Raw genomic sequence first — 19,347 nt, forward strand, 5'->3', positions numbered from 1 at the left:
GCTCAGTCTCCGCTCTTCGTCTGGGTGATACTCAACATTGCCTTCGCGGCTTGCAGCGTTCCGAGAATCCGTGCCTTCTCCTGCGGGGTCAGAACCTTGCCGAGCGCGGCGGCCTTCTTCCTGGCCAGCTCGGACGTGATGAGCCGCAGCTGTTCGCGGAGGGCATCACGAGCCTCGCGGCGCATCTCGCGAATTGCATCGACCTCCGCAGCACTCGGCTCGGGTTTCGTACCTGCGTCTGCCGCCACTGCTGGGGACGGCGGCGCGCTGTCCTCGGTGCTCCCAGGCATCGGGAAGCCGCCGGCGGCCGCGGCGATCTTGATCGCAGCGTCGGCCGTCGCACGGGCGATCTTCAGACCGCCTTCGACGACACCCTTGGGGTCGTTCTCGGCTTTCTGGACGCGATACCGCCCGACGCGGTCGCGGACGATGACTACCCCCGACTTCCCGGTCGCACGGAACTTCGCGTAGGCGAACTCGCGATGCCAGGGGGAGTTCCACGGCTTTGTCTTCTGGCTGATGATCCGAAGGTTCGGATCCGCGGGGTCCTGCTCGCGGTCGAGTACCTCGGCGGAGAACCTCGAGATCACGCGCCCAACTCTGCGGGCGCTCTCGGTCACCGCCCCATTCTGCCCGGGCTCGAGCACGGCCAAGTGGGCCCCCACCACTGCGTCGCCGAGTTCGCCGGCGCCGGCCTTCGCGAGTCGGCGCAGCGCGCCCGCCTGGGCCTCGACCCACGCCTCGCCAGATGCGTCGAACGCCGCGGCAGCATTCGCCATGGCCTCGTACTCGGTCTGCGCCGCCTCTGCGGCCGCCTTCGCCGCTGCCTTGGCTCTGCTCTCATCGCCGTAGAGCGCGCGCAGATTCTCCGGGTTGAGCTGGCGTTCCGGAGCGTCCTGCAGCCGGGCCTCCACCAGGGTCTCCCAATCGCTCCCCAGCGGCCCGAGCAAGTGTCGCATCTGCTCCGCGACGACGGCGAGCTTCGCCACCGCAATCGTGCGCGCGTTCCACAGCCGAAGACTTGCTTCGCTGGCGTCTGTCTTTGCCGTCTTAGGCTCCGTGTCGGGTGATCCGGCCGAAGCGGTCAGGAGGCCGCGATACGCCTCGAGGGCCTTGCGCGCCTCCGCGACGGCAGTCTCGACTTGGCTCCTCGCGACGCCAACGACGCCCTCGTATGCCGCGCGACGTTCGGTGAGACGACTGCCCTCGGTTCCGCAGCGCTCTTCTGGTCGCCGCGTGAGCGCTTCGTCGAACGCCGCCAACACACGGCAGGTTCGCGTCGCGATCTCGATGCGCGCCGCCGCGACCTTCTCTGCATCGCCGCCCGCTGCCGTGAGCGCGGCATCCACCTCGTCGAGAACACCGGCGAGGTCGCCGATATCCGTGCGGTTCGGCGCAACCAGGCCGGTCCCGTCGTGGATATCGACCACCACCCGCGCCGATGCGCATGCACTTGCGCTCGCAGCGAAGAGGCCCAGCAACGTTCGTGAGACCAAGCGGTTCATGGCTTGCTCACCGCCTCTCCGAGCGCCTGCAAGGTCCCCAACACAGCGCCCGAACTCTGGCCCAGGGTGCCCAGCGCCGCATCGATGAGAGAGACCAACGCCGCATCGCCCTCCCCGGCGACGTCGGACGCGGTGGCGGCTTCCTCGTCCGAGCGCTTGCCGAACTTCACGATCGTATCCGCGAGCATGCCGATGGTCGCCGAGGTCTTGTCGTCCTCGGCAAAGCGAGCGATGGCGTCGATGATCTCGTCGGGATCCGAGGAGAGCACGATGATGAACTTCGAGTTCGAGTGCTCGCGATCGAGTTCTCCCACCGGATCGTACTCCATCAACTCGTCGGTCGCGCCGTCGTCGAATCTCCTGCGAACGTTCTGTCGCGCCAGGAGGAGCGCGCGCAGCTTCGCCGGATCTGGTGTCTCTTTTGCCGCCTCGACGAGATAGGCCGCATTTGTGCTGATGATCGCCTCGTCGATCTGCTTACGCACCTTCGTCTCGGTATCACGCGCAGACGTCTCCGCCGCGCTGGTCACCTCCCCGAGCGCGGCGTCGACGGCGGCGCTCGGGTACCAGCCCTGCCGCACCTCCGCCTTCGTGAGCGTTCCGCGGACGTGAACGGCGACGCGGTAGTAGTTCACCTGGCCATCGACGAGCGCCCGGTAGTAGTGGAAGTCGGTGGCTTTCGTCGCGCATCCCGCGAGCATTGCGGCGACGACGGCGACTCCGGTCAGATAGCGGCGCCGTGCATCGAGCGAAGCGTCGAGAGCTCCATCCTTCGCTCGGACGGAGCGAAGTCTCGTGGGGCGGAGCGGGTGAGGTAAGGGCATCGCTCCCTGGTAGTGGAGCGACGCGGGCATTCGATCCGATAATTTTCTGTTCGACGCAACGCCCCAGTTCCCGCGGCCAATCGGCCAGTCGGTGATGCATCTCGGAGTCCTCGGCTCGCCGTCGTCGGCGCGTCAGTAGCCGAGCTCGACGAGCCACCAGCCCTTCGGCGTCAGGATCAGCATCGCCGCCGCATCTCCGCCGCTCATCCACAGGCCGTCGCCCAGCGCTGGGCCGGCCGGCGTGCTCGACCCGCGGACGAGACTGTCGCCCGCACGCTTCGCCACCGACCACGCGACCAGCCACGACACACTCGCTGGCGAGGTCTCTTTCGCGTCGGCTGGCCAGGGCGCGCCGAGGTCCGGCAGCTCGACCTGCGCGAACGGATCCTCGAGCACTCGAGTCTCGCCGCCACCGAAGGTCACACGGAGCACGGGCTCGTCACCGGCGGTCGCGAAGTCGACCCGGTCCATGCGCCCGTCGCCATCGAGATCGAGCCTTTGCTCGCACGCCAGCGCCGGCGATTCGCACCCGGGCTCGTCGTCACAGAGCTCGGCATGGATGCGCGCACGCATCGCCACGCAGGTGTCGTTCGCAGACTCCGGCGCGGTCTCGACCTCCACCTGCCGGTCACCGTCACGGTCACCTCGATCGTGCGGCGGTGGTGGAACGGGCGCGGCGCGCGGGGTACAGCTCGGTGCTGCGACGATGACGACGACGAGTCTGGCGGTGACCCAGGGGCGTAGCTGCACGCCGCACGGTACTCGAACTCGACGGCCACGGGCGGGTCGTCTCACCGCCGGGAGCGACGCAACGGCCGACACCGGTGGTGCCAACCCAACGCCAGAATCCGTCCCGCTCGCGGACGCGGCCCGCCACGCTCGGAAGCGCGAGTCCACCGCCGCTGCATTCGCGGTGGCCGAGCCCGAGGATCGCGTATCCTCGCCGATGGGGATCGCACCCGGCGTACGACGAAGGGTGACGCCCGAGCGACGCCCGTACGCACGGCCCCGCTGCGCATGGACGACGACGAACGGCTCAACCGCACCGCGTGGCTGCGACTCGACCCGGATCGCTGGCGCGCCGATCTGCTGCAGGTGATGCTCCGCGTCACCGCGGTGCTCGGTGCGCTCGTGTATCTGCCGAGCGTCTACTTCGCGATCGGCAGCGGGATGGTCGGGGTGATCGTGCTCGACACGATCGCGCTCGCGGCGATCGTCGCGCTCGTCCGCAGCCGTCGCATGTCCCTGACATGGCGGGCGGGCGGCGCCTCGGTCGTCTTCTACGTCGTCGGTGCTGGCCTCATGGTCGGCGTCGGGTCGATCAGCCAGATCTACCTCTTCGGATTCTCATTGCTCACGACGCTCCTGCTCGAGCTGCGCTGGGGCCTGGTGACGGTCGCAGTGAATGCCGTGACCATGCTCGCCATCGGCTTCGCGGGGATCGCCGCGCCCGAGATGGTGGTGACGCGCTGGTCGGTCGACTACGCGGCGTGGTCGGTGATGACCGCCAACTTCGCGTTCGTGAACGTGGCCCTGGTGCTGGCCTTGGGTGCCGTGCTCCATGCACTCGAGTCGGCGTTGCAGCGATCGGTGGCGGCAGCCGCCGCACTCGAACGCGAGCGCGCGGCGCTGGTCGAGGCCAATGCCTCGCTCGCGCTCGAGGTCGACGAGCGCAGGCGCACCGAGGCCTCGCTGCGCGAGAGCCAGGCGCACCACGAGAAGCTCGAGGCCCAGCTGCTGCAGGCGCAGAAGCTGGAGGCCATTGGTCGGCTCGCCGGCGGCGTGGCCCACGACTTCAACAACATCCTGTCGGTGATCCTCGGCTACACCGATCTCGTCGCCTACGAGCTCCAGCCCGAGGACCCCTTGCGGGCCGACGTCGAGGAAAATCAGGAAGGCGGGACTGCGCGCGAGCGGCCTGACACGCCAGCTGCTGGCATTCAGCCGCAAGCAGATCCTGCAGCCGGTGGTGCTCGATCTCAACGAGGTCGTGGTCGGCGTACAGGCGATGCTCACGCGTTTGCTCGGCGCCGACGTCAAGCTCTCGCTGCTGCTGTCACCCGAGCCGAGCCCGGTCCACGCCGACCTCGGCCAGCTCGAGCAGGTCATCCTCAACCTGGTCGTGAATGCTCGCGACGCGATGCCCACCGGTGGCAACCTGACGTTCGAGATCACCAACACCACGCTCACACCGGAGTACGCGACGGATCACGCCGGCGTCACGCCCGGCGCCTACGCCATGCTGGCGGTGACCGACACGGGCGTCGGGATGGATCGCGACACCCAGGCCCGCATCTTCGAGCCGTTCTTCACCACCAAGGACAAGGGCAAGGGCACCGGCCTCGGCCTGGCGATGGTGTATGGCATCGTGCAGCAGAGCGGCGGGCACATTTGGGTGTACAGCGAGCCCGGCCGCGGCACCACCTTCAAGCTCTACCTGCCGCGCACCGATCGCGCACCGACCGACGCGACGCACATCCAGACGTCGCCGGCCTCGGCCCGCGGCACCGAGACGATCCTCGTGGTCGAAGACGAGCCCCAGGTCCGCGAGGTGGTGCGCACCGTGCTGCGCAAGCATGGCTACAACGTCCTCGACGTCCAGAACGCCGGCGAAGCGTTTCTGCTGTGCGAGCAATTCACCGCCGCCATCCATCTCCTGCTCACCGACGTCGTGATGCCGCGCATGAGCGGCCGCCAGCTCGCCGAGCGCCTCGCGCCCCTGCGGCCCGACATGGCCGTGCTCTACATCTCCGGCTACACCGAGAACACCATCGTGCACCACGGTGTGCTCGATGCCGGCATCGAGTTCCTGCCCAAGCCGATCACACCCGAGGCGCTGCTCCGCAAGGTCCGCGCGGTGCTCGACGGTCGGCGCGCGAGCTCGGCCTCGCCGGGGTGATGGTTCGGTAGGGGGAGCCCGACCGACGCACGTGCCCCGCGTCAACCGCTGCGCTGCGCTCCCGCCAGCGCACGCGCCTCGAACGTTGCCAGCGCCCCGACGAACATGCCCTCTCCCAGCAGGTACGCGACGCCGAGCCAGCTCGCATCGGCCCACACGCGCGCGGCCATGACGACGCACACACCAGTCCACGCGAAGTTGGCCGCGATCAGCAGGCGGACTCGCGGGAGCGACGGTACCGGCGAGCGGGCGAGCAAGCCCGAGCCGCAGCCGTAGAGTGCGTTGACGACGGCAAGCGCAAGCAGCAGTCGCGCGGATACACCGAAGGGCTGAGCGAGGTACGGGCCGGCGATGCTCATGAGAACCGCCGCCGCGGCGGCAGCACCGGCGTCGAGGAACAGCCAGCGACGCAGGGTCGTCTCGGCGGCGGTCCGGGATTCAGCGTGTGCCAAGCGTCCGGCCGACGTTCGCACGTCTGCGAGAGTTACTCGCCGCGTCACCTCGCCGCGGCCGCGCCGTCGGCGTCAACGACTGAGGCGCCGCTGTTCGGCCGCCGTCACCCCCCTCGAGCGCCTTCCAGCTCACCGCACGCGGCCGACCCGCTCGTCGCCGTCGATGTAGATTCCCACGGGAATCGCCTCGCGGGTGTTTCCGTCGCCGTCGTGATCGGCGAGGTCGATCCCGGCGTCGAGCAGGATCGATCCCTGCACCGGGTGAAAGTCGTGGGCCGCGGCATCGACGACCCCAGGATCGCCGGCGAGGGATGCGGCGTCGTAGCCCAGCGCTTGCCAGCCCGCGAGCCCGCCGACGTCGACGCCCTGCGCCGCGAATGCGTCGAATTCGGCGAACACGTTGTGGTCCGACGAGATGTCCCCGATCGCGGCGTCGAAGTCGAAGGGTCGCTGGACGGCGAGGAAGAGGTTGTTGAACACGCCGATGCCGCTGACATCGAACCAGTTGCCGATGCCTGCGCGAGACTCATAGAACACGTTGTTGTACACGCGGATGTCGACGATCTCCTCCGCCGGCTGCAGCGAGAGGTCACAGTCGTAGAACAGGTTCTGGGTCACGTCGACCTGGTGGTGGTACGACAAACGTACGCCCTTCGCCAGGTCGTGCAGCTCGTTGAACCGGAACACGTGGGGCCCCGACTCGCCCTTGGGAAAGAAGCCGGTGAAGCTGTCGTGCAGCTCGTTGTGCTCGAACACCACATCGGAGCTCAGGTAAATCATGATCGCCGCGTGGTTCTGCGGGTTGTTCTCGCCGAGGTCGACGGGCTGGATCCCGTGGATGTCGTTGTTGCGCACGAGCAGGCGATTCGAGCTGTTGATCCGTAGACCGTTGTGGTTGTCCTGTAGCAGCGTGGTCTGGCCCTCGATCTCGTTGCCGATGAACGCGCCGTCGTTCGACTCCCACAGCACGACCGGCCCAGTGTCGGGGTGATAGCTGTCGCGCTCGACCACGTGCATTCCGTCCCACACGATGTGATCGCGGCCATTGGTTCCGAGGATGGGGCCGGGGACGGTGAGGTCGTAGCCATCGCCGGCGTTGGGTACCTGCGGCAGCGGTTGCGAGAAGCTCGCCGTACGTGACGCGCCGTCGTAGGCGGCGATACGTCGGTACTCGTCGGTCGCCGGGCCAGAGCTCAAGCGAATGAACCACCCCTCGTAGGCGCCATCGTCGCTGGAGGAGCCGGGCGCGAGTACGATCGAGTTGCTGGCTGCGGCGGTGAGCGTGTCGGACACCGAGGGGCGCGTGGTCACCACGGGTGCGCCGCGGCCCTTGAACACGATCGGCGCGTCGGCCGTGCCGCTCATGGCGGGATTGAGCGCGGGCTCGAGCCGCGAGTCGACCGGGACCACCGTGTAAATCGCCGACTCGATGATGATGACGTCACCGGGCACTGCGACCGCGGTCGCGTGTTGGATCGTCGCCCACGGGGCCTCGGCGGTGCCCGGGTTGTCATCCGACGCGCTCGGGTTACTGCCGTCGACGTAGGACCACGGGCCGGCCGGGCAACCAGCGGTGATCGACACGTAGGCCTCGTCAAATGCGATCTCGCTGCAGCACAACCCAAGGCTGACGACTTCGTCGCCGCACATGCACGGCCCAGCGACTGCGCCTTCCATACAAGCTGGACAGGGCATGTCACCGCAGTCGGGCGCCGGCGGGTCGCCGCCCGTCGAGTCCATGCCGGTGGCGCCTGCACCCGTCGAACCGCCCGTGCTCGCGTCGGCGCCGGAGGTCCCGGCGGACGAGGCGTCGGGGCCGGTGCTCGCCGTCGACGAAGGGCCGGAAGGGTCCGACTCGCTCGAGTCCGCCGGATCGCCGCCGCCAGGGGCATGGGTGGCGCAGGCAACACAGAGGCACGTGAGGACGATCGGGCGGCGAAGCATCACGATCCTGCTCGACACGCCCGGCCGCCGCTTGTCGCACGTCGCTCGCAGGGTGCGATCACGCGCCAACGCGGACCCTCATGCTCGCGGCGACGCTGGGGTGGGTTGCTCGGCCCTAGAGTACCTCGACACAGCGATAGTGACGGGCCATAACACCGCCCTGACCGCGCCTCGCTGCGTTGCCGTCCGACAAGCGCCGATCGACCATGAAGTGGCGCACGAGACGGCGCGCCGCGAGCACCGCGATGCATGCAACGATGACACGTGCGAACGACGGCCCCTGCGTCGACATCTGCACGACGGCCGCCAGGCCGAGAACCGTCGCGAGCAAGAGCCCGAGAAGGGCAAACCACGGCAGGTGCGCGTAGACGAGGCGCAGGACGAGCGCATCTCGCTCCGACGCCTCGACGACGGCGGGGCGCGTCATCGGTTGGCAGGACACCTCGAACGCCGGCTCGTCGCCGGCCCCGGCGAGACCCGGCTGCGTCGCGAGTGCGACGAGGTACTCGGCGCCGCAGCGCGGGCACTCGAGTCTCCGGTCCGCCACGCCAGCCTGACGCACGGTCAGCGCCTGGGCGCACCTCGTGCAGGAGCCGACGGCGAGTCCGGACGGGTCGGTCATCGCCGACAGCGTACCTCCGTCATCCCTGCGTCGGCCTCGTCATCCCGAACCGGATCGGCAACCCCCGGGGCGAGCGGCGGAAACCCGGCGACCTTGGGGATCAGGATCTCGAGCAGGTTTGTGTCCGTCGCGGGGCGCCGGCGTCGGTGCGGGCTCGCTGGCGTCGACTCCGTGTTCGCCAGGCGTGCCGAGCTCCGGTAGCGCGCCCGCTGCAACGGGCTCGACCACGCGCCAGTCGCCAGCTCCGCTCAGCGGGGCAGATTCTGCAGCGCGCGAACATCGGTGCAGAACCACGAGAACGGCCAGCTGCGGTAATACCGGTGCACGTTCTGCCAGTCGCTCCCGCTCGGACGCTGGAGGTACGCTTTGACGACATGTCCCCAGCGTCGGTACTCGAGAATCCGATATCGGCCACTGAGGAGTCCATCGACTGCCTCTCGGTACTGACGCACCACGTCCTCGATGGTACAGGGAAACCACGACACCCAGAGTTCGCCGGCGCCGAGGTGCAGCTCGTCCACGTTGTGGAGAGCGAGCGTCACGTCGAACTCGAGGCCGGGTTGCGCCTTGATCGTCACTTCGAGCTCGGAGATGCCGCCATCGGCCTCGATCCGCATCTCGAGCCCGCCGTGGGCCGCACGGATACTCTCGAACAACCGCTGGGCAATCTCGCGCGCCTGCATCGTCACTTCACTCCGACCCACGCGGGGGCGCTCGAGCTGCGAGGCAATGCGCGGAACGCCGCATCCCCGTGACCGCCGCCCGCGGCCTTCGGCGGACGCTCGAGGGCGTGCCGAGCGTGCCACGACAAGTGGAGCAGGCACGGTCACGAAACGCAAATCCCCCGCTACCCACGCGACCCCGCCCGCGCGCGCCCGGTACCCATTGCGCTACCGCGAAACCGCAACCCGCAGCGCGACGGCGATCCCATCAATCTCGTCCCGCGCCACTTGCTCGCCCGCGAGCTCCCCGTCGCCCACGAGATCGATCGCCGTCGCCAGCACCTCGCCTGCGATCAACTCCCGCAGCCCCGCATCCGCGAGAACCACCGCGAGCTCGCCGCTGGTCGCAATCGCCAGCACCACGCGATCGCTCACATCGAGCCCCGCGTCCTTTCGCAGGTTCTGCACGCGATTCACCAGCTCGCGCGCCAGCCCCTCGCGGCGCAGCTCGGGCGTGAGCTCGGTGTCCAGCACCACGGTCATGCCCTCGCCGACCTCGGCCGCGCGCCCGCCCAAGACCTCGCGGCTCACGATCACCTCGTCGATCGCAATTCGCTCGCCGCCGACCTCGATCGATCCGTCGCGCTGCAGCGCTGCGATCGCGCCACCGTCCAGCGCCGCGATCGCAGCCCCGACGTCCTTCATGCGGGCGCCCAGGCGCTTGCCGAGGACCTTGAAGTTGGCCTTCACGCCCACGCGGCACAGCGCGCTGTCGTCCTCGGCAACCTCGAGGCGCTTGACGTTGAGCTCGCCGAGCACATCGTCCTGCATCGATTCGACCGCCGCGCGTACGGCCGCGTCGGTGCTGGCGATCGTGACGGTCGCGAGTGGACGACGCACCGGCAGCTTCTCGCGCTCGCGCACCGCCAAGCCCAGACCCACCGCTGCGCGCACGGCCGCGACCTCGGCCTCGAGCGCCTCGTCGCGCAGCGACGAGGGCAGCTCGGGCCACGACGAGAGGTGCACGCTGGCGCCCGCAGGCTCGATGCCGGTGTCGACCAGCAGGCGCTGGTACAACCATTCGGTCATGAAGGGGATCACCGGCGCAATCGCCTTGGTGATCGTCACGAGCGCGCGGAAGAGCGTCGCATACGCGAACTGCTTGTCGCGATCGCCAGCCTCGCGGCCGCGCCAATACCGGCGACGACCGCGGCGGATGTACCAATTGTTGAGATCGTCGCAGATGCGCGCCAGCGCGGGCACGGCATTCGAGAGCGCGTAGGCATCGAACTCGCGCTGCAGGTCGCCGACGAACGCGGCCAGCCGGCTGGTGATCCACCGATCGAGCTTGGCCTCGGGCGCACGCTCGAGATCCGCCGCCGTCGGTGCCCAGCCATCGGCGCGGGCATACGTGACCAGGAAGTTGTACGCGTTGTACAGCGGCAGGATCACCGTGCGCACGGTGTCGCGCACGCCCTTCTCGGAGAATCGCATCGGCTCGGCGCGCACCGCCGCCGACGACACCAGATACGCCCGCAGCGCGTCGGCACCGTATTCGTCGATCACCACCGTGGGATCGGGGTAGTTCTTGAGCCGCTTCGACATCTTCTTGCCGTCTTCGGCGAGCACGAGGCCGTTGACGATGACGTGCTTGAACGCGGGCCGATCGAACAACGCGTTGGCCAGCACGTGCAGCGTGTAGAACCAACCTCGGGTCTGATCGAGGCCCTCGGCGATGAAGTCGGCCGGGAGGTTGCGCTCGACGTAGTCCTTCTTGCTCGCGTCGAAGGGGTAGCCGTTCTGCGCGTAGGGCATGCTGCCCGACTCGAACCAGCAATCGAACACGTCGGCGACCCGGCGCATGGTGCCGCCCGGGGTCTTCTTCGACGGGAAGGTGATGCCGTCGACACTCTCGCGGTGCAGGTCGGTGATGTCCTCCACGGCGCGGCCGCTCAGCTCGGCGAGCTCGGCGATCGAGCCCACGCAGAGGGTGTCGTCGGGGTCGAGGTCGCAGCGCCAGATCGGGATCGGTGTGCCCCAGTAGCGGCTGCGGGCGACGTTCCAGTCGCGCGCGCCGCCCAGCCAGTTGCCGAAGCGCCCCGAGCCGACGTGCTCGGGCACCCAGTGGATCTCGTCGTTGTGCGCGACCAGGCGGTCACGCATGGTCTCGACCTTCACGAACCACGTCGAGAGCGCCATGTAGAGCAGCGGCTGCTCGGTGCGGTAGCAGTGCGGATACGGGTGGACGATGACGTCCTGATCGACCATGCGCCCGTTGGCCTTCAGCATCGCCATGATGCCCTTGTCGGCGTCCTTGACGTGCTGCCCGGCGAAGTCGGTCACGCGCGCGTCGAAGATGCCCTGCAGGCTCACGGGGTTGACCAGCGGCAGACCCTCGCGGCGACCGACCTCGTAGTCGTCTTCGCCGAACGCCGGCGCCTGGTGGACGATGCCAGTGCCGGCATCGGTCGAGACGTAGTCGGCCGTGACCACGCGGAACGCCAGGCGCTTGCCGTCCTTCTCGCGCAGCGCGGCGAAGTAGGGGAACAGCGGCGTGTACGGGCGACCCGCGAGCGCAGTACCCTTCATGGTCGCGAGCAGCTCGGTCTCGCCGAGCTTGCCCGCGGCCTGGTACGCCGCCAGGCGGCTGGGCTCGAGGTACGCGACCTCGCCGGTGTCCTTCACGCGGACCTTCACGTAGTCGAGCTCGGGATGCACCGCGAGCGCGAGGTTGCTCGGCAGCGTCCACGGCGTGGTGGTCCACGCCCACAGCGACGCGTCTTCGTCCTCGAGCGCGAAGCGGATCGTCACCGAGGGATCCTGGCGGCGCTTGTGGCCCTCCTTGCGCGTGACCGGATCGCGCTCCTGTGGCCCCTGCGCCACCTCGAAGTTCGACAGCGGCGTGCCCAGTGCCGGCGAGACCGGCTGCACGCGATGGCCCTCGTAGACGAGGCCCTGGTCCCACAGGCGGCGGAACACCCACCACACGCTCTGCATGAACGCGGGGTCCATGGTCTTGTAGTCGTTGTCGAAGTCGACCCAACGACCGAGGCGACGCATGGTCTTGCGCCACTGCGCGGTGTAGCGCAGCACGCCGGCACGACACGCGCGGTTGAAGTTCTCGATGCCGTGGGCCTCGATCTCGGCCTTGCCGTGCACGCCGAGTTCGTCTTCGGTGAGGCTCTCGATCGGCAGACCGTGGCAGTCCCAACCGAAGCGGCGCTCGACCGCGAAGCCGCGCATCGACTGGTAGCGCGGCACGATGTCCTTGATCGTGCCGGGCAGGATGTGGCCGTAGTGGGGCAGCCCGGTCGCGAACGGCGGGCCGTCGAAGAACACGAACGCCGGCGCCGCACTGCGACCCGCCGCCGCATCCGCGCCCTTGCGTAAGCTCTGGCCCTCGACGTCGTTACGCTCCCAACCCGCCAGAATGCCCTCCTCGAGTCGCGGAAGATCGAGTTGTGGTGGGACCGGCGCAAACCCGGGCGCTTCACGATCGGACGGTGGCATGGCGTCGAGAACCTGGTCGCCCTGTGCGACAGGTGCGACGGGTGCAAGCCTTGGCGAGCGTGCGCTTGCGGGTCAAGGCCTGCCGGAGGCGCCGCCCGAAACGACCAACCCCAACACCACAGGCCCCCGATCGACCGTCCCAGTGAAATTGCCCGCGCCCGCAGTGGCGGGTATTCTCCGGGGCGTTGGCGGCCCCTTCCAGGCGGGCCGCCCGCGTTACCGGAAGCGTGGCATCCGCCGCCCTCCGCTCGAGGAACTCCCCATGCAGCGCCTAGTCCGAGCCCCGATGTTCTTCTCCCTCGCCGTTGCCGCCAGCACCCTCGTCGGCGGGTGCAACGACGACTCCGGCGGCGGAAGCAGCAGCAACCAGCCCTTCCGCGACAAGTGGCGCGTCGAGCACGAAGGTGCGCTCGAGCTGCTCGACGCCGACGGCAACGTCGCGATCCAGCAGATCCTCATCGGCAACATGCTGGGATCGAACGAGAACTTCGTGAACCGCGGCGACGTGATCGTGAAGTTCGACGGCGCGCCGGGCACCATCAAGGTCGAGCTGCGACGCTTCACGTTCTCGGCCGACGAGACCGCCGCCAACGAGGTCTTCGACAAGCTGCAGATGTGGGCCTACAACGCCAGCACCGGCTCGCCGAAGAAGCCCGCCGACATGGACGAGGACGCGCGCTGCGGCGGCGAGAACGACAAGGGCGACCCGTACCCCTGGCAGGACGGCTGCGCGATCTACGTCTACTACGACGGCCTCAGCCAGCTGGCCCGCGCCGGCGCGGACATCCGCGTCACGCTGCCGCCGGAGTACCACGAGGACGTCGTCATCGAGACCGCCGACAACGTCGAGGAGTTCAGCTACCCCAACCGCGGCAACGTCTGCGTCGAGGGCCTCGCGGCCACCGTCGACGTGAAGATGCAGAGCGGCGAGGCGTTCATCACCGCCGCCCCGCAGACCATCGGGGGCGAGCTCAACCCGTACCCGAAGTGCCCGCAGGAGTTCGTCGAGATGTGCGTCGCATACAGCGACCCGATGACGGGCGATCCGGCGGCGTGGGACAAGAACTGCCCCTGCCTCGGCATGGGCTACGAGCCCGGCACCATCAAGGTCGCGTCGGTCGAGCCGTACGCCGCCAACATCACCGCCGACATCCCCGCCGCGCTGTGGACCAGCTTCCGCGCCGAGAACGCTGGCAAGAACGAGCTCAACGCCGACCACTGCGACTCGGTGGTCGATGGCTTCGATCCCGCGGCGATCGAGCTCAAGGATGACGACGCCGCCAAGCCGTGGCTGCGCTCGGGCGTGATCAACCAGCCGCCGGCCGCGCTGGCGGGTGGCTTCTTCGTGAGCCTGACCTCGGCGGGCTGCGAGCCGGTGTCGTCGATCGAGGCGCCCAAGGAGTGGGACCCGAACGCGGGCGATCCCGAGGGCGAGCTGCGCGGCGTGACCACCGTGTGCAGCGGCTGCTTGCAGGGCAAGAGCTGCGAGGACCTCCTGCCAGGCGGCTGATCCGTCGCCCGCTTCGGCGATCGCCAGCGCGCGATCGCAGCCCGAACGGCTCGCCCCTTGGCGGGCCGTTCGTGCGTCGGGGCTCGGCCTACGCCGGGCGCGGCTCGGGCAGACCCGGGGGCAGTCGCTCCACCAGCACCGCGCCTCGGATGTGGCGCACGTCGCCGCGCAGCGCCCCGGGGCGACCGCCGACCTGCACGATCGACGCGCCCGCCGCTGCGGCCGCGTTGGCGGCGCTGGTGGCCTGCTCGGCGGTGCACGGCACGACGCAGCACATCGGCCCCACCAGCGGGTGCTCGGGCAGCGGCCAGCTCGCGCAGAAGGCCGCGGGCGCGAGGTAGATCTCGCCGCCCTCGCCCCGCTCGAGCTCGCCGCCGTCGCACCACACGCGCGCCCGGGGCTCCGCGCGCCAGGCCGCCTGCGCCACCTCGAAGGCGTCGCGCAACGAGGCATCGACCGGACCCGCGAACGAGCCGGGATCGCTGGCGGGCCCCAGCTGCGCTGCGACCCACAGCCGCTGGAGCTGTCGCTGCAGTCGCGGCGCATCGCCGACGACGTAGGCGACGTGGACCGCCCGCGGATCCGTGCCGCTACGGCGCAGGCAGGTGCGCGCGAGCACGTACGCGACCAGCTCCGCATCGGCTGCGGCGTCGACCCACGCGACGCGCGGCACGGCTCGCGCGACGCCGGCGCGCGGCCACGTCGAGGGATCGTTCGGATCGATGTCGGCCGCTCGCTGCGACGACGACGGCGCGGGCGACAGCGTGCCGTCGGACACTGCGGGCTCGGACAGCAACGTCAGCGCGCCGGGCGGCAGGTCGGCGCTGGCCTCCGCGAGCAGCATCGCCGTGGCCGAGCACGCACCGGCCTCGGCCTCGTAGGCCACGCGACGCCCGTCGACCAACAGCGACCACACCGCGTCGACCGCCTCGAGCGGCTGCGCTCGCCACTCGCACACCCGCGCGGGCAGCCCGCCCGGCAGCGCGCCGCGACCCACCGCGATCGCGTCGAGCCGCGCCTGCACGCTGCCGATCAGCTGCTCGCGATCCCACGTGACCAGATGCAGCTCCTGCGCGAGCGCGGCCGAGACGTCGTCGGCGTGCAGCGCGAGCCGCTCGCAGAAGCCCGACAGCGCCGTGCGTGCGGCCTGCGCCGACGCGGCGCCCTCGGGCAGACTAGGACGGCTCACGCTCGACCATGCAGCGCCTACGACGCTACTGGAACGCGAAGATCGCGACCAGCGAGACGCACACGCCGATCGCAACCCCGGCCACGACCGCGATCATCACGGTTCGACTGCCCGAGCTCGCGCCACGACCCGCGCCCCCGACCGGCGGCTCGGTGCGATCGTTGTCGCCCGGCGAGCCGTTCTTGAGCAGCTCGACGTCCTGGTGCCGCGGCGGCACGCGACCACCGAGGCGACGCGAGATGTCGCCGAGCTTCTGGATCAGCTCGTCGAAGGTCGGCCGCACGTCGGGCCGACGGCTCATCATGCGACGACAAAGATCCGAGAGCTCCTCGTCGAAGCCGGCAATCTCGAGCTTGAGCTGCGGCCGCTCGGCCTTGAGGTGACGCCGCACCACCGCGGTGTAGTGGTCGTCCTGGCCGCCCTTGCGAAACGGCGGGTGCCCGCTGCACATGTGATAGAGCGAGCAGCCGAGCGCGTAGACGTCGGCACGGGCGTCGACCTCGTCGCCCATCGCCTGCTCGGGCGCGAGGTAGTCGGGCGTACCCACGAACACGCCGGTGGCGGTGATCGAGAGGTCTTCTTGCAGCGCCTTCGCCAGCCCGAAGTCGGTGACCTTCACGATGCCGTGGGTGGTGACGACCAGGTTCGAGGGCTTCACATCGCGGTGGACCACGCCGGCGCGCTGCGCCTCGGACAGGCCGACCGCCGACTGCCGGATGATCTCGGCCGCGTCGCCGGGGTGCAGCGGGCCGCCGCGCTTGAGCGTGCCGCCGATGTCCTCGCCGTCGAGGAACTCCATCGCGAGGAACGGCCGCCGCTCGTGCTCGCCGATCGCGTAGATCTGCACGATGTTGGGGTGGTTCATCGCCGCGAGCGCCCGACCCTCACGCAAGAAGCGGGTCTTGAACTCGGTCGACTCGCGATGCTTGGCACCGAGGATCTTGAGCGCGACCCGCCGGCTCAGCTGATCGTCGACGCCCTCGAACACCTCGCCCATGGCGCCCTTGCCCAGCAGGCGCAGCACGCGGAAATGGCCGATTTGCTCGGGGACGGGCCCAGACATCGCCAGGGCGGAAACTATCACGGGACGGCGAGCAGCCGCTAGGTTCGGGCCGCCGGCTCGGGCTCGGGGTGGGTCGCATCCGACCCACCCGCGGGCCGCGGGCCCGTCCCCGCGAGGGGACCGCGCCGCCGGCGAGCAGGGCCCCCGTCAGAGCTCGTTGGCGGGGTTCTCGAAGCGCGTGTGCTTGCCGACGAAGGTCAGATGGACGGTCCCGGTGGGGCCGTTGCGCTGCTTGCCGATGATGACCTCGGACGCACCCTCGACGGCCTTGCGCTTCTCTTCCTCGGTCATGTACCGCTCCTCGCGGTAGATGAACATGATCACGTCGGCGTCCTGCTCGATGGCGCCCGACTCGCGGAGGTCGGACAGCTGCGGCCGGTGGTCGGCACGACTGTCGACGCCACGGTTGAGCTGCGACAGCGCGATGATGGGCACGTGCAGCTCCTTCGCGATGGCCTTGAGGCCGCGCGAAATCTCGCTGATCTCCTGCTCGCGCACGTCGTAGCGGCCCTTGCCACCGCGGCAGAGCTGGAGGTAGTCGACCACGATGAGCCCGAGCGGCGGGCGCTTGCCCTCCGGTGCCGGGGGAAAGATCTGGCGGTCCTGGCGGAACCGCCGCGCGCGGGCGCGGATCTCGAGGATGGTCGGTGAGGCGCTGTCGTCGATGAACAGTGGCGCGCGGTAGATGCGATCGGCGGCGCGGACCAGCTCGGCGAACTCCTGCTCGATCAAACGTCCGCCGCGCAGCTTACCGGCGTCGACGCGGGCCTCGGAGCAGAGGATTCGCTCGATGAGCTGCTGCGCGCTCATCTCGAGGCTGAAGAAGAGCGTCGGGTACCGCGACGGCCGCTCCTCCTCGGGGAGGTGCATGTGGCGCGCCTGGGTGATGCAGGCGTTCTGCGCGAAGTTCAGCGCCAGCGCGGTCTTTCCCATCGAGGGGCGCGCGGCCAGGATGATGAGGTCGCCGGGCTGCAGGCCGCCGGTCATCTCGTCGAGCTTGGTGAAGGTCGTCGGGACGCCGGTGATCGGGTTCTTGAGCTTGGCGCGCTCGGTGATGTTCTCGAACACGCCATGGATGAGGTCCTTGGCCGAGCGGTAGCTGCCCTGACGGCCGCGCTGGTTGACCTCGAGCAGGCGCTTCTCGGCGCTGTCGATGAACTCGTCGACGTCGGGCAGCTCCTCGCGGCCCTCCTCGGCGATCTCCTGCGCCGCGACCACGAGGTTGCGGACGGCCGCCGACTGCCGCACCAGCTCGGCGTAGGCGCCGACGTTGTGGCTGCTGGCGTAGCGATCGGCGAGGCGGCCGAGCCCCTCGATGCCGCCGACGAGGTTCATCTCGTCGGTCGCGCGCAGCTGCGACTCGAGCGTGACGATGTCGATCGGCTGGCCGCGATCCGAGAGCTTCACCATCGCGCGGAACACCGCGCGGTGGGCCGGGACGTAGAAGTCCTCGTCGGTGATGCTCGCGATGACGTCGCCGAGCGCCTCGTTGCGCAGCAGCACGCCGCCGAGCACCGCCGACTCGGCCTCCTTGTTGTGGGGCAGCGGACGCGACATCGCGGGGGATCGTCAGTGTAGCAGCGGGCCGGACGCGCACGTGCGCCGCCCGAAACGAACGACGCGCCGCGACCCTTCGGGTGGCGGCGCGTCAGCGCACGAGCCGACGCGCTGGCCGGCTCGCGTACGCGTGGGTGGGCTAGATGCCGACCACGGTGACCTTGATGGTCACCTCGATGTCGGAGGTGAAGCGCACCGGCACTTCGTGCACACCGACGGTGCGGATCGGCTCGGCGAGCTCGATGAGCCGCTTGTCGATCGCGACCTTCTGCACCTCGAGTGCCTCCGCGATGTCGCGGACGCCGACCGAGCCGAACAGCTTGTCGTCCTTGCCGACCTTGCGGGCGATCGAGACGCTGATACCGCGGAGCTGGTCCGCCAGCTTCTGGTGCTCGGCACGCACGCGCTCGAGCTCGCGGGCGATCGCCCGGCGATGGTGCTCGTGCTGCGCGATGTTGCCGCGGGTCGCGACCAGGGCCAGGCCGCGCGGCAGCAGGTAGTTGCGCCCGTAGCCGGGCTTGACCTTGACGATCTCGCCGGCGCTGCCCAGCTTCGGAACGTCCTTCGTGAGGATGACATCCATGATCGATCTCGCTCCTTCGCCGATCAGCCCGAGGTGAACGGCAGCAACGCGAGCATGCGCGCGCGCTTGATGGCCTGGGTGAGCTGACGCTGCTGACGGGCGGTCAGGCCCGAGATCCTCGCCGGCACGATCTTGCCGCGGTCGGTGAGGAAGTTCTTCAGCATCTGCGGATTCTTGTAGTCGATGACGAGATCCTTGATCTCGCCGATCGCGAAGCGCTTGCGCGAGCGACCTTCACGGTCGCCGCGGTCGCCACGATCACCACGGTCGCGGTCTCGGTCCTTGAAATCGTCGCGCATGATCAGAGATCTCCCTCGGCGTTGAACTCTTCTTCGCCCTCGAAGACATCGCCACGCTCGCGGCGCGACGCATTCTCGGCCTCGCGCTGGGCGGCCTCGGCGGCGGCCTGACGGGCGAGGTCATCGGGATCCGGGCCCGGATCGGTGGCGGCCTCGAGCAGCTCCTCGGTGACCTCGCTGGGGCGCGCCTCGGGATCGATGTCCTCGTCGACGAGCACCGTGTAGAAGCGCAGCACCTTGTCGGAGAGCCGCATGTGGCGCTCGAACTCGGCCACGATGTCGGAGCCGCCGAGGTAGCGCCAGTAGAGGTAGATGCCCTTGCGGCAGTGCGAGATCGGGAACGCGAGCACGCGCGTGCCCCAGCTGTCGATCTTCATCAGCTTCGCGCCGCGGGAGGTGATGACCTCCTGCATGCGGGCGATGAGCTCGCCGATCTCCGGCCGGCTGGTCTCCGGGCGGATGATCGTGACCGATTCGTACTCGCGTTGGGTACCGACTTGAGCGCGCTGCGAGAGCACGCGCCCAGCGGGGATTGCCTTGGCCATGGAGAACTCCCTTTGGACGACTGGCCCCCACGGACATCGTGGGAGCAAGGAGGTGGTTTGGAGGGCGATCTCCTAGCGGACCCGGCCGCCCGGCGCAAGCACGGGACGACACCGGCGCGCGACCACGCGCCGTATGGCCCGCAGGGCCGCGTGGAGGGCTTGCCGCGAGCCGACCGGCCCCGC

Annotated in this window: 17 protein-coding genes; 2 read left to right on the top strand and 15 right to left on the bottom strand. The window is 69.4% G+C overall.

What is annotated here, in order from left to right; translation table 11 throughout:
• Positions 1–2: 2 nt before the first annotated feature.
• The 4 genes from IPH07_32575 to IPH07_32590 all read right to left on the bottom strand — a co-directional run bounded on the left by IPH07_32575 (position 3) and on the right by IPH07_32590 (position 4,279).
• On the bottom strand, positions 3–1,505 hold the full coding sequence (locus IPH07_32575) for a hypothetical protein (protein MBK6922173.1): 1,503 nt from the start codon (positions 1,503–1,505) through the stop codon (positions 3–5).
• A complete protein-coding gene (locus tag IPH07_32580; protein MBK6922174.1) occupies positions 1,502–2,359 on the bottom strand; it encodes a hypothetical protein in 858 nt (285 codons plus the stop codon). The genes IPH07_32575 and IPH07_32580 overlap by 4 nt, the downstream gene beginning before the upstream one ends.
• 102 nt (positions 2,360–2,461) lie before the next feature.
• Positions 2,462–2,950, bottom strand: a complete 489-nt coding sequence (locus IPH07_32585; protein ID MBK6922175.1) for a hypothetical protein — start codon at positions 2,948–2,950, stop codon at positions 2,462–2,464.
• A gap of 726 nt (positions 2,951–3,676) precedes the next feature.
• Entirely contained in the window at positions 3,677–4,279 is a 603-nt protein-coding gene (locus IPH07_32590; protein MBK6922176.1) for a hypothetical protein, read from the bottom strand.
• Between IPH07_32590 and IPH07_32595 the strand changes: the two genes are divergently transcribed.
• Positions 4,161–5,228 carry a response regulator gene (locus tag IPH07_32595; GenBank protein ID MBK6922177.1) on the top strand — a complete coding sequence of 356 codons (1,068 nt, stop codon included), beginning with the start codon at positions 4,161–4,163 and terminating at the stop codon, positions 5,226–5,228. The genes IPH07_32590 and IPH07_32595 overlap by 119 nt on opposite strands.
• 41 nt (positions 5,229–5,269) lie before the next feature.
• On the opposite strand, the gene IPH07_32600 is transcribed toward IPH07_32595, so the two are convergent.
• The 5 genes from IPH07_32600 to IPH07_32620 form a co-directional block, all read right to left on the bottom strand.
• Entirely contained in the window at positions 5,270–5,701 is a 432-nt protein-coding gene (locus tag IPH07_32600) for a hypothetical protein (protein ID MBK6922178.1), read from the bottom strand.
• Positions 5,702–5,809: 108 nt separating this feature from the next.
• Complete coding sequence (locus IPH07_32605) at positions 5,810–7,330, bottom strand: right-handed parallel beta-helix repeat-containing protein (GenBank protein ID MBK6922179.1); 1,521 nt, start codon at positions 7,328–7,330, stop codon at positions 5,810–5,812.
• Positions 7,331–7,739: 409 nt separating this feature from the next.
• Positions 7,740–8,246, bottom strand: coding sequence for a hypothetical protein (locus IPH07_32610; protein MBK6922180.1), 507 nt, complete (start codon positions 8,244–8,246; stop codon positions 7,740–7,742).
• A 248-nt stretch (positions 8,247–8,494) separates the two neighbouring features.
• Positions 8,495–8,929, bottom strand: coding sequence for a hypothetical protein (locus tag IPH07_32615; GenBank protein ID MBK6922181.1), 435 nt, complete (start codon positions 8,927–8,929; stop codon positions 8,495–8,497).
• A gap of 207 nt (positions 8,930–9,136) precedes the next feature.
• Positions 9,137–12,418: an isoleucine--tRNA ligase gene (locus IPH07_32620; GenBank protein MBK6922182.1), complete on the bottom strand. Its 3,282-nt coding sequence runs from the start codon at positions 12,416–12,418 to the stop codon at positions 9,137–9,139.
• A gap of 262 nt (positions 12,419–12,680) precedes the next feature.
• Between IPH07_32620 and IPH07_32625 the strand changes: the two genes are divergently transcribed.
• Complete coding sequence (locus IPH07_32625; GenBank protein ID MBK6922183.1) at positions 12,681–13,928, top strand: hypothetical protein; 1,248 nt, start codon at positions 12,681–12,683, stop codon at positions 13,926–13,928.
• An 88-nt stretch (positions 13,929–14,016) separates the two neighbouring features.
• Here the strand turns inward: IPH07_32625 and IPH07_32630 are convergent, their stop codons facing one another.
• From IPH07_32630 to rpsF, 6 genes are all read right to left on the bottom strand, one after another.
• A complete protein-coding gene (locus tag IPH07_32630) occupies positions 14,017–15,117 on the bottom strand; it encodes a hypothetical protein (GenBank protein MBK6922184.1) in 1,101 nt (366 codons plus the stop codon).
• A gap of 25 nt (positions 15,118–15,142) precedes the next feature.
• The gene (locus IPH07_32635) at positions 15,143–16,180 is read right to left on the bottom strand and encodes a serine/threonine protein kinase (protein ID MBK6922185.1); all 1,038 of its coding nucleotides are present in this window, start codon (positions 16,178–16,180) and stop codon (positions 15,143–15,145) included.
• A gap of 147 nt (positions 16,181–16,327) precedes the next feature.
• Positions 16,328–17,737: a replicative DNA helicase gene (gene dnaB, locus IPH07_32640; GenBank protein ID MBK6922186.1), complete on the bottom strand. Its 1,410-nt coding sequence runs from the start codon at positions 17,735–17,737 to the stop codon at positions 16,328–16,330.
• A 139-nt stretch (positions 17,738–17,876) separates the two neighbouring features.
• A complete protein-coding gene (locus IPH07_32645) occupies positions 17,877–18,320 on the bottom strand; it encodes a 50S ribosomal protein L9 (protein ID MBK6922187.1) in 444 nt (147 codons plus the stop codon).
• A 23-nt stretch (positions 18,321–18,343) separates the two neighbouring features.
• Positions 18,344–18,619 (bottom strand): 30S ribosomal protein S18, encoded by a 276-nt coding sequence (locus IPH07_32650; protein ID MBK6922188.1) that lies wholly within the window; start codon positions 18,617–18,619, stop codon positions 18,344–18,346.
• A gap of 2 nt (positions 18,620–18,621) precedes the next feature.
• Entirely contained in the window at positions 18,622–19,164 is a 543-nt protein-coding gene (rpsF, locus tag IPH07_32655; GenBank protein ID MBK6922189.1) for a 30S ribosomal protein S6, read from the bottom strand.
• Positions 19,165–19,347: the final 183 nt, after the last annotated feature.

The sequence above is a fragment of the Deltaproteobacteria bacterium genome, from assembly GCA_016709225.1.
Taxonomy (GTDB): Bacteria; Myxococcota_A; Polyangia; order Nannocystales; family Nannocystaceae; genus Xiheibacterium; species Xiheibacterium phototrophicum.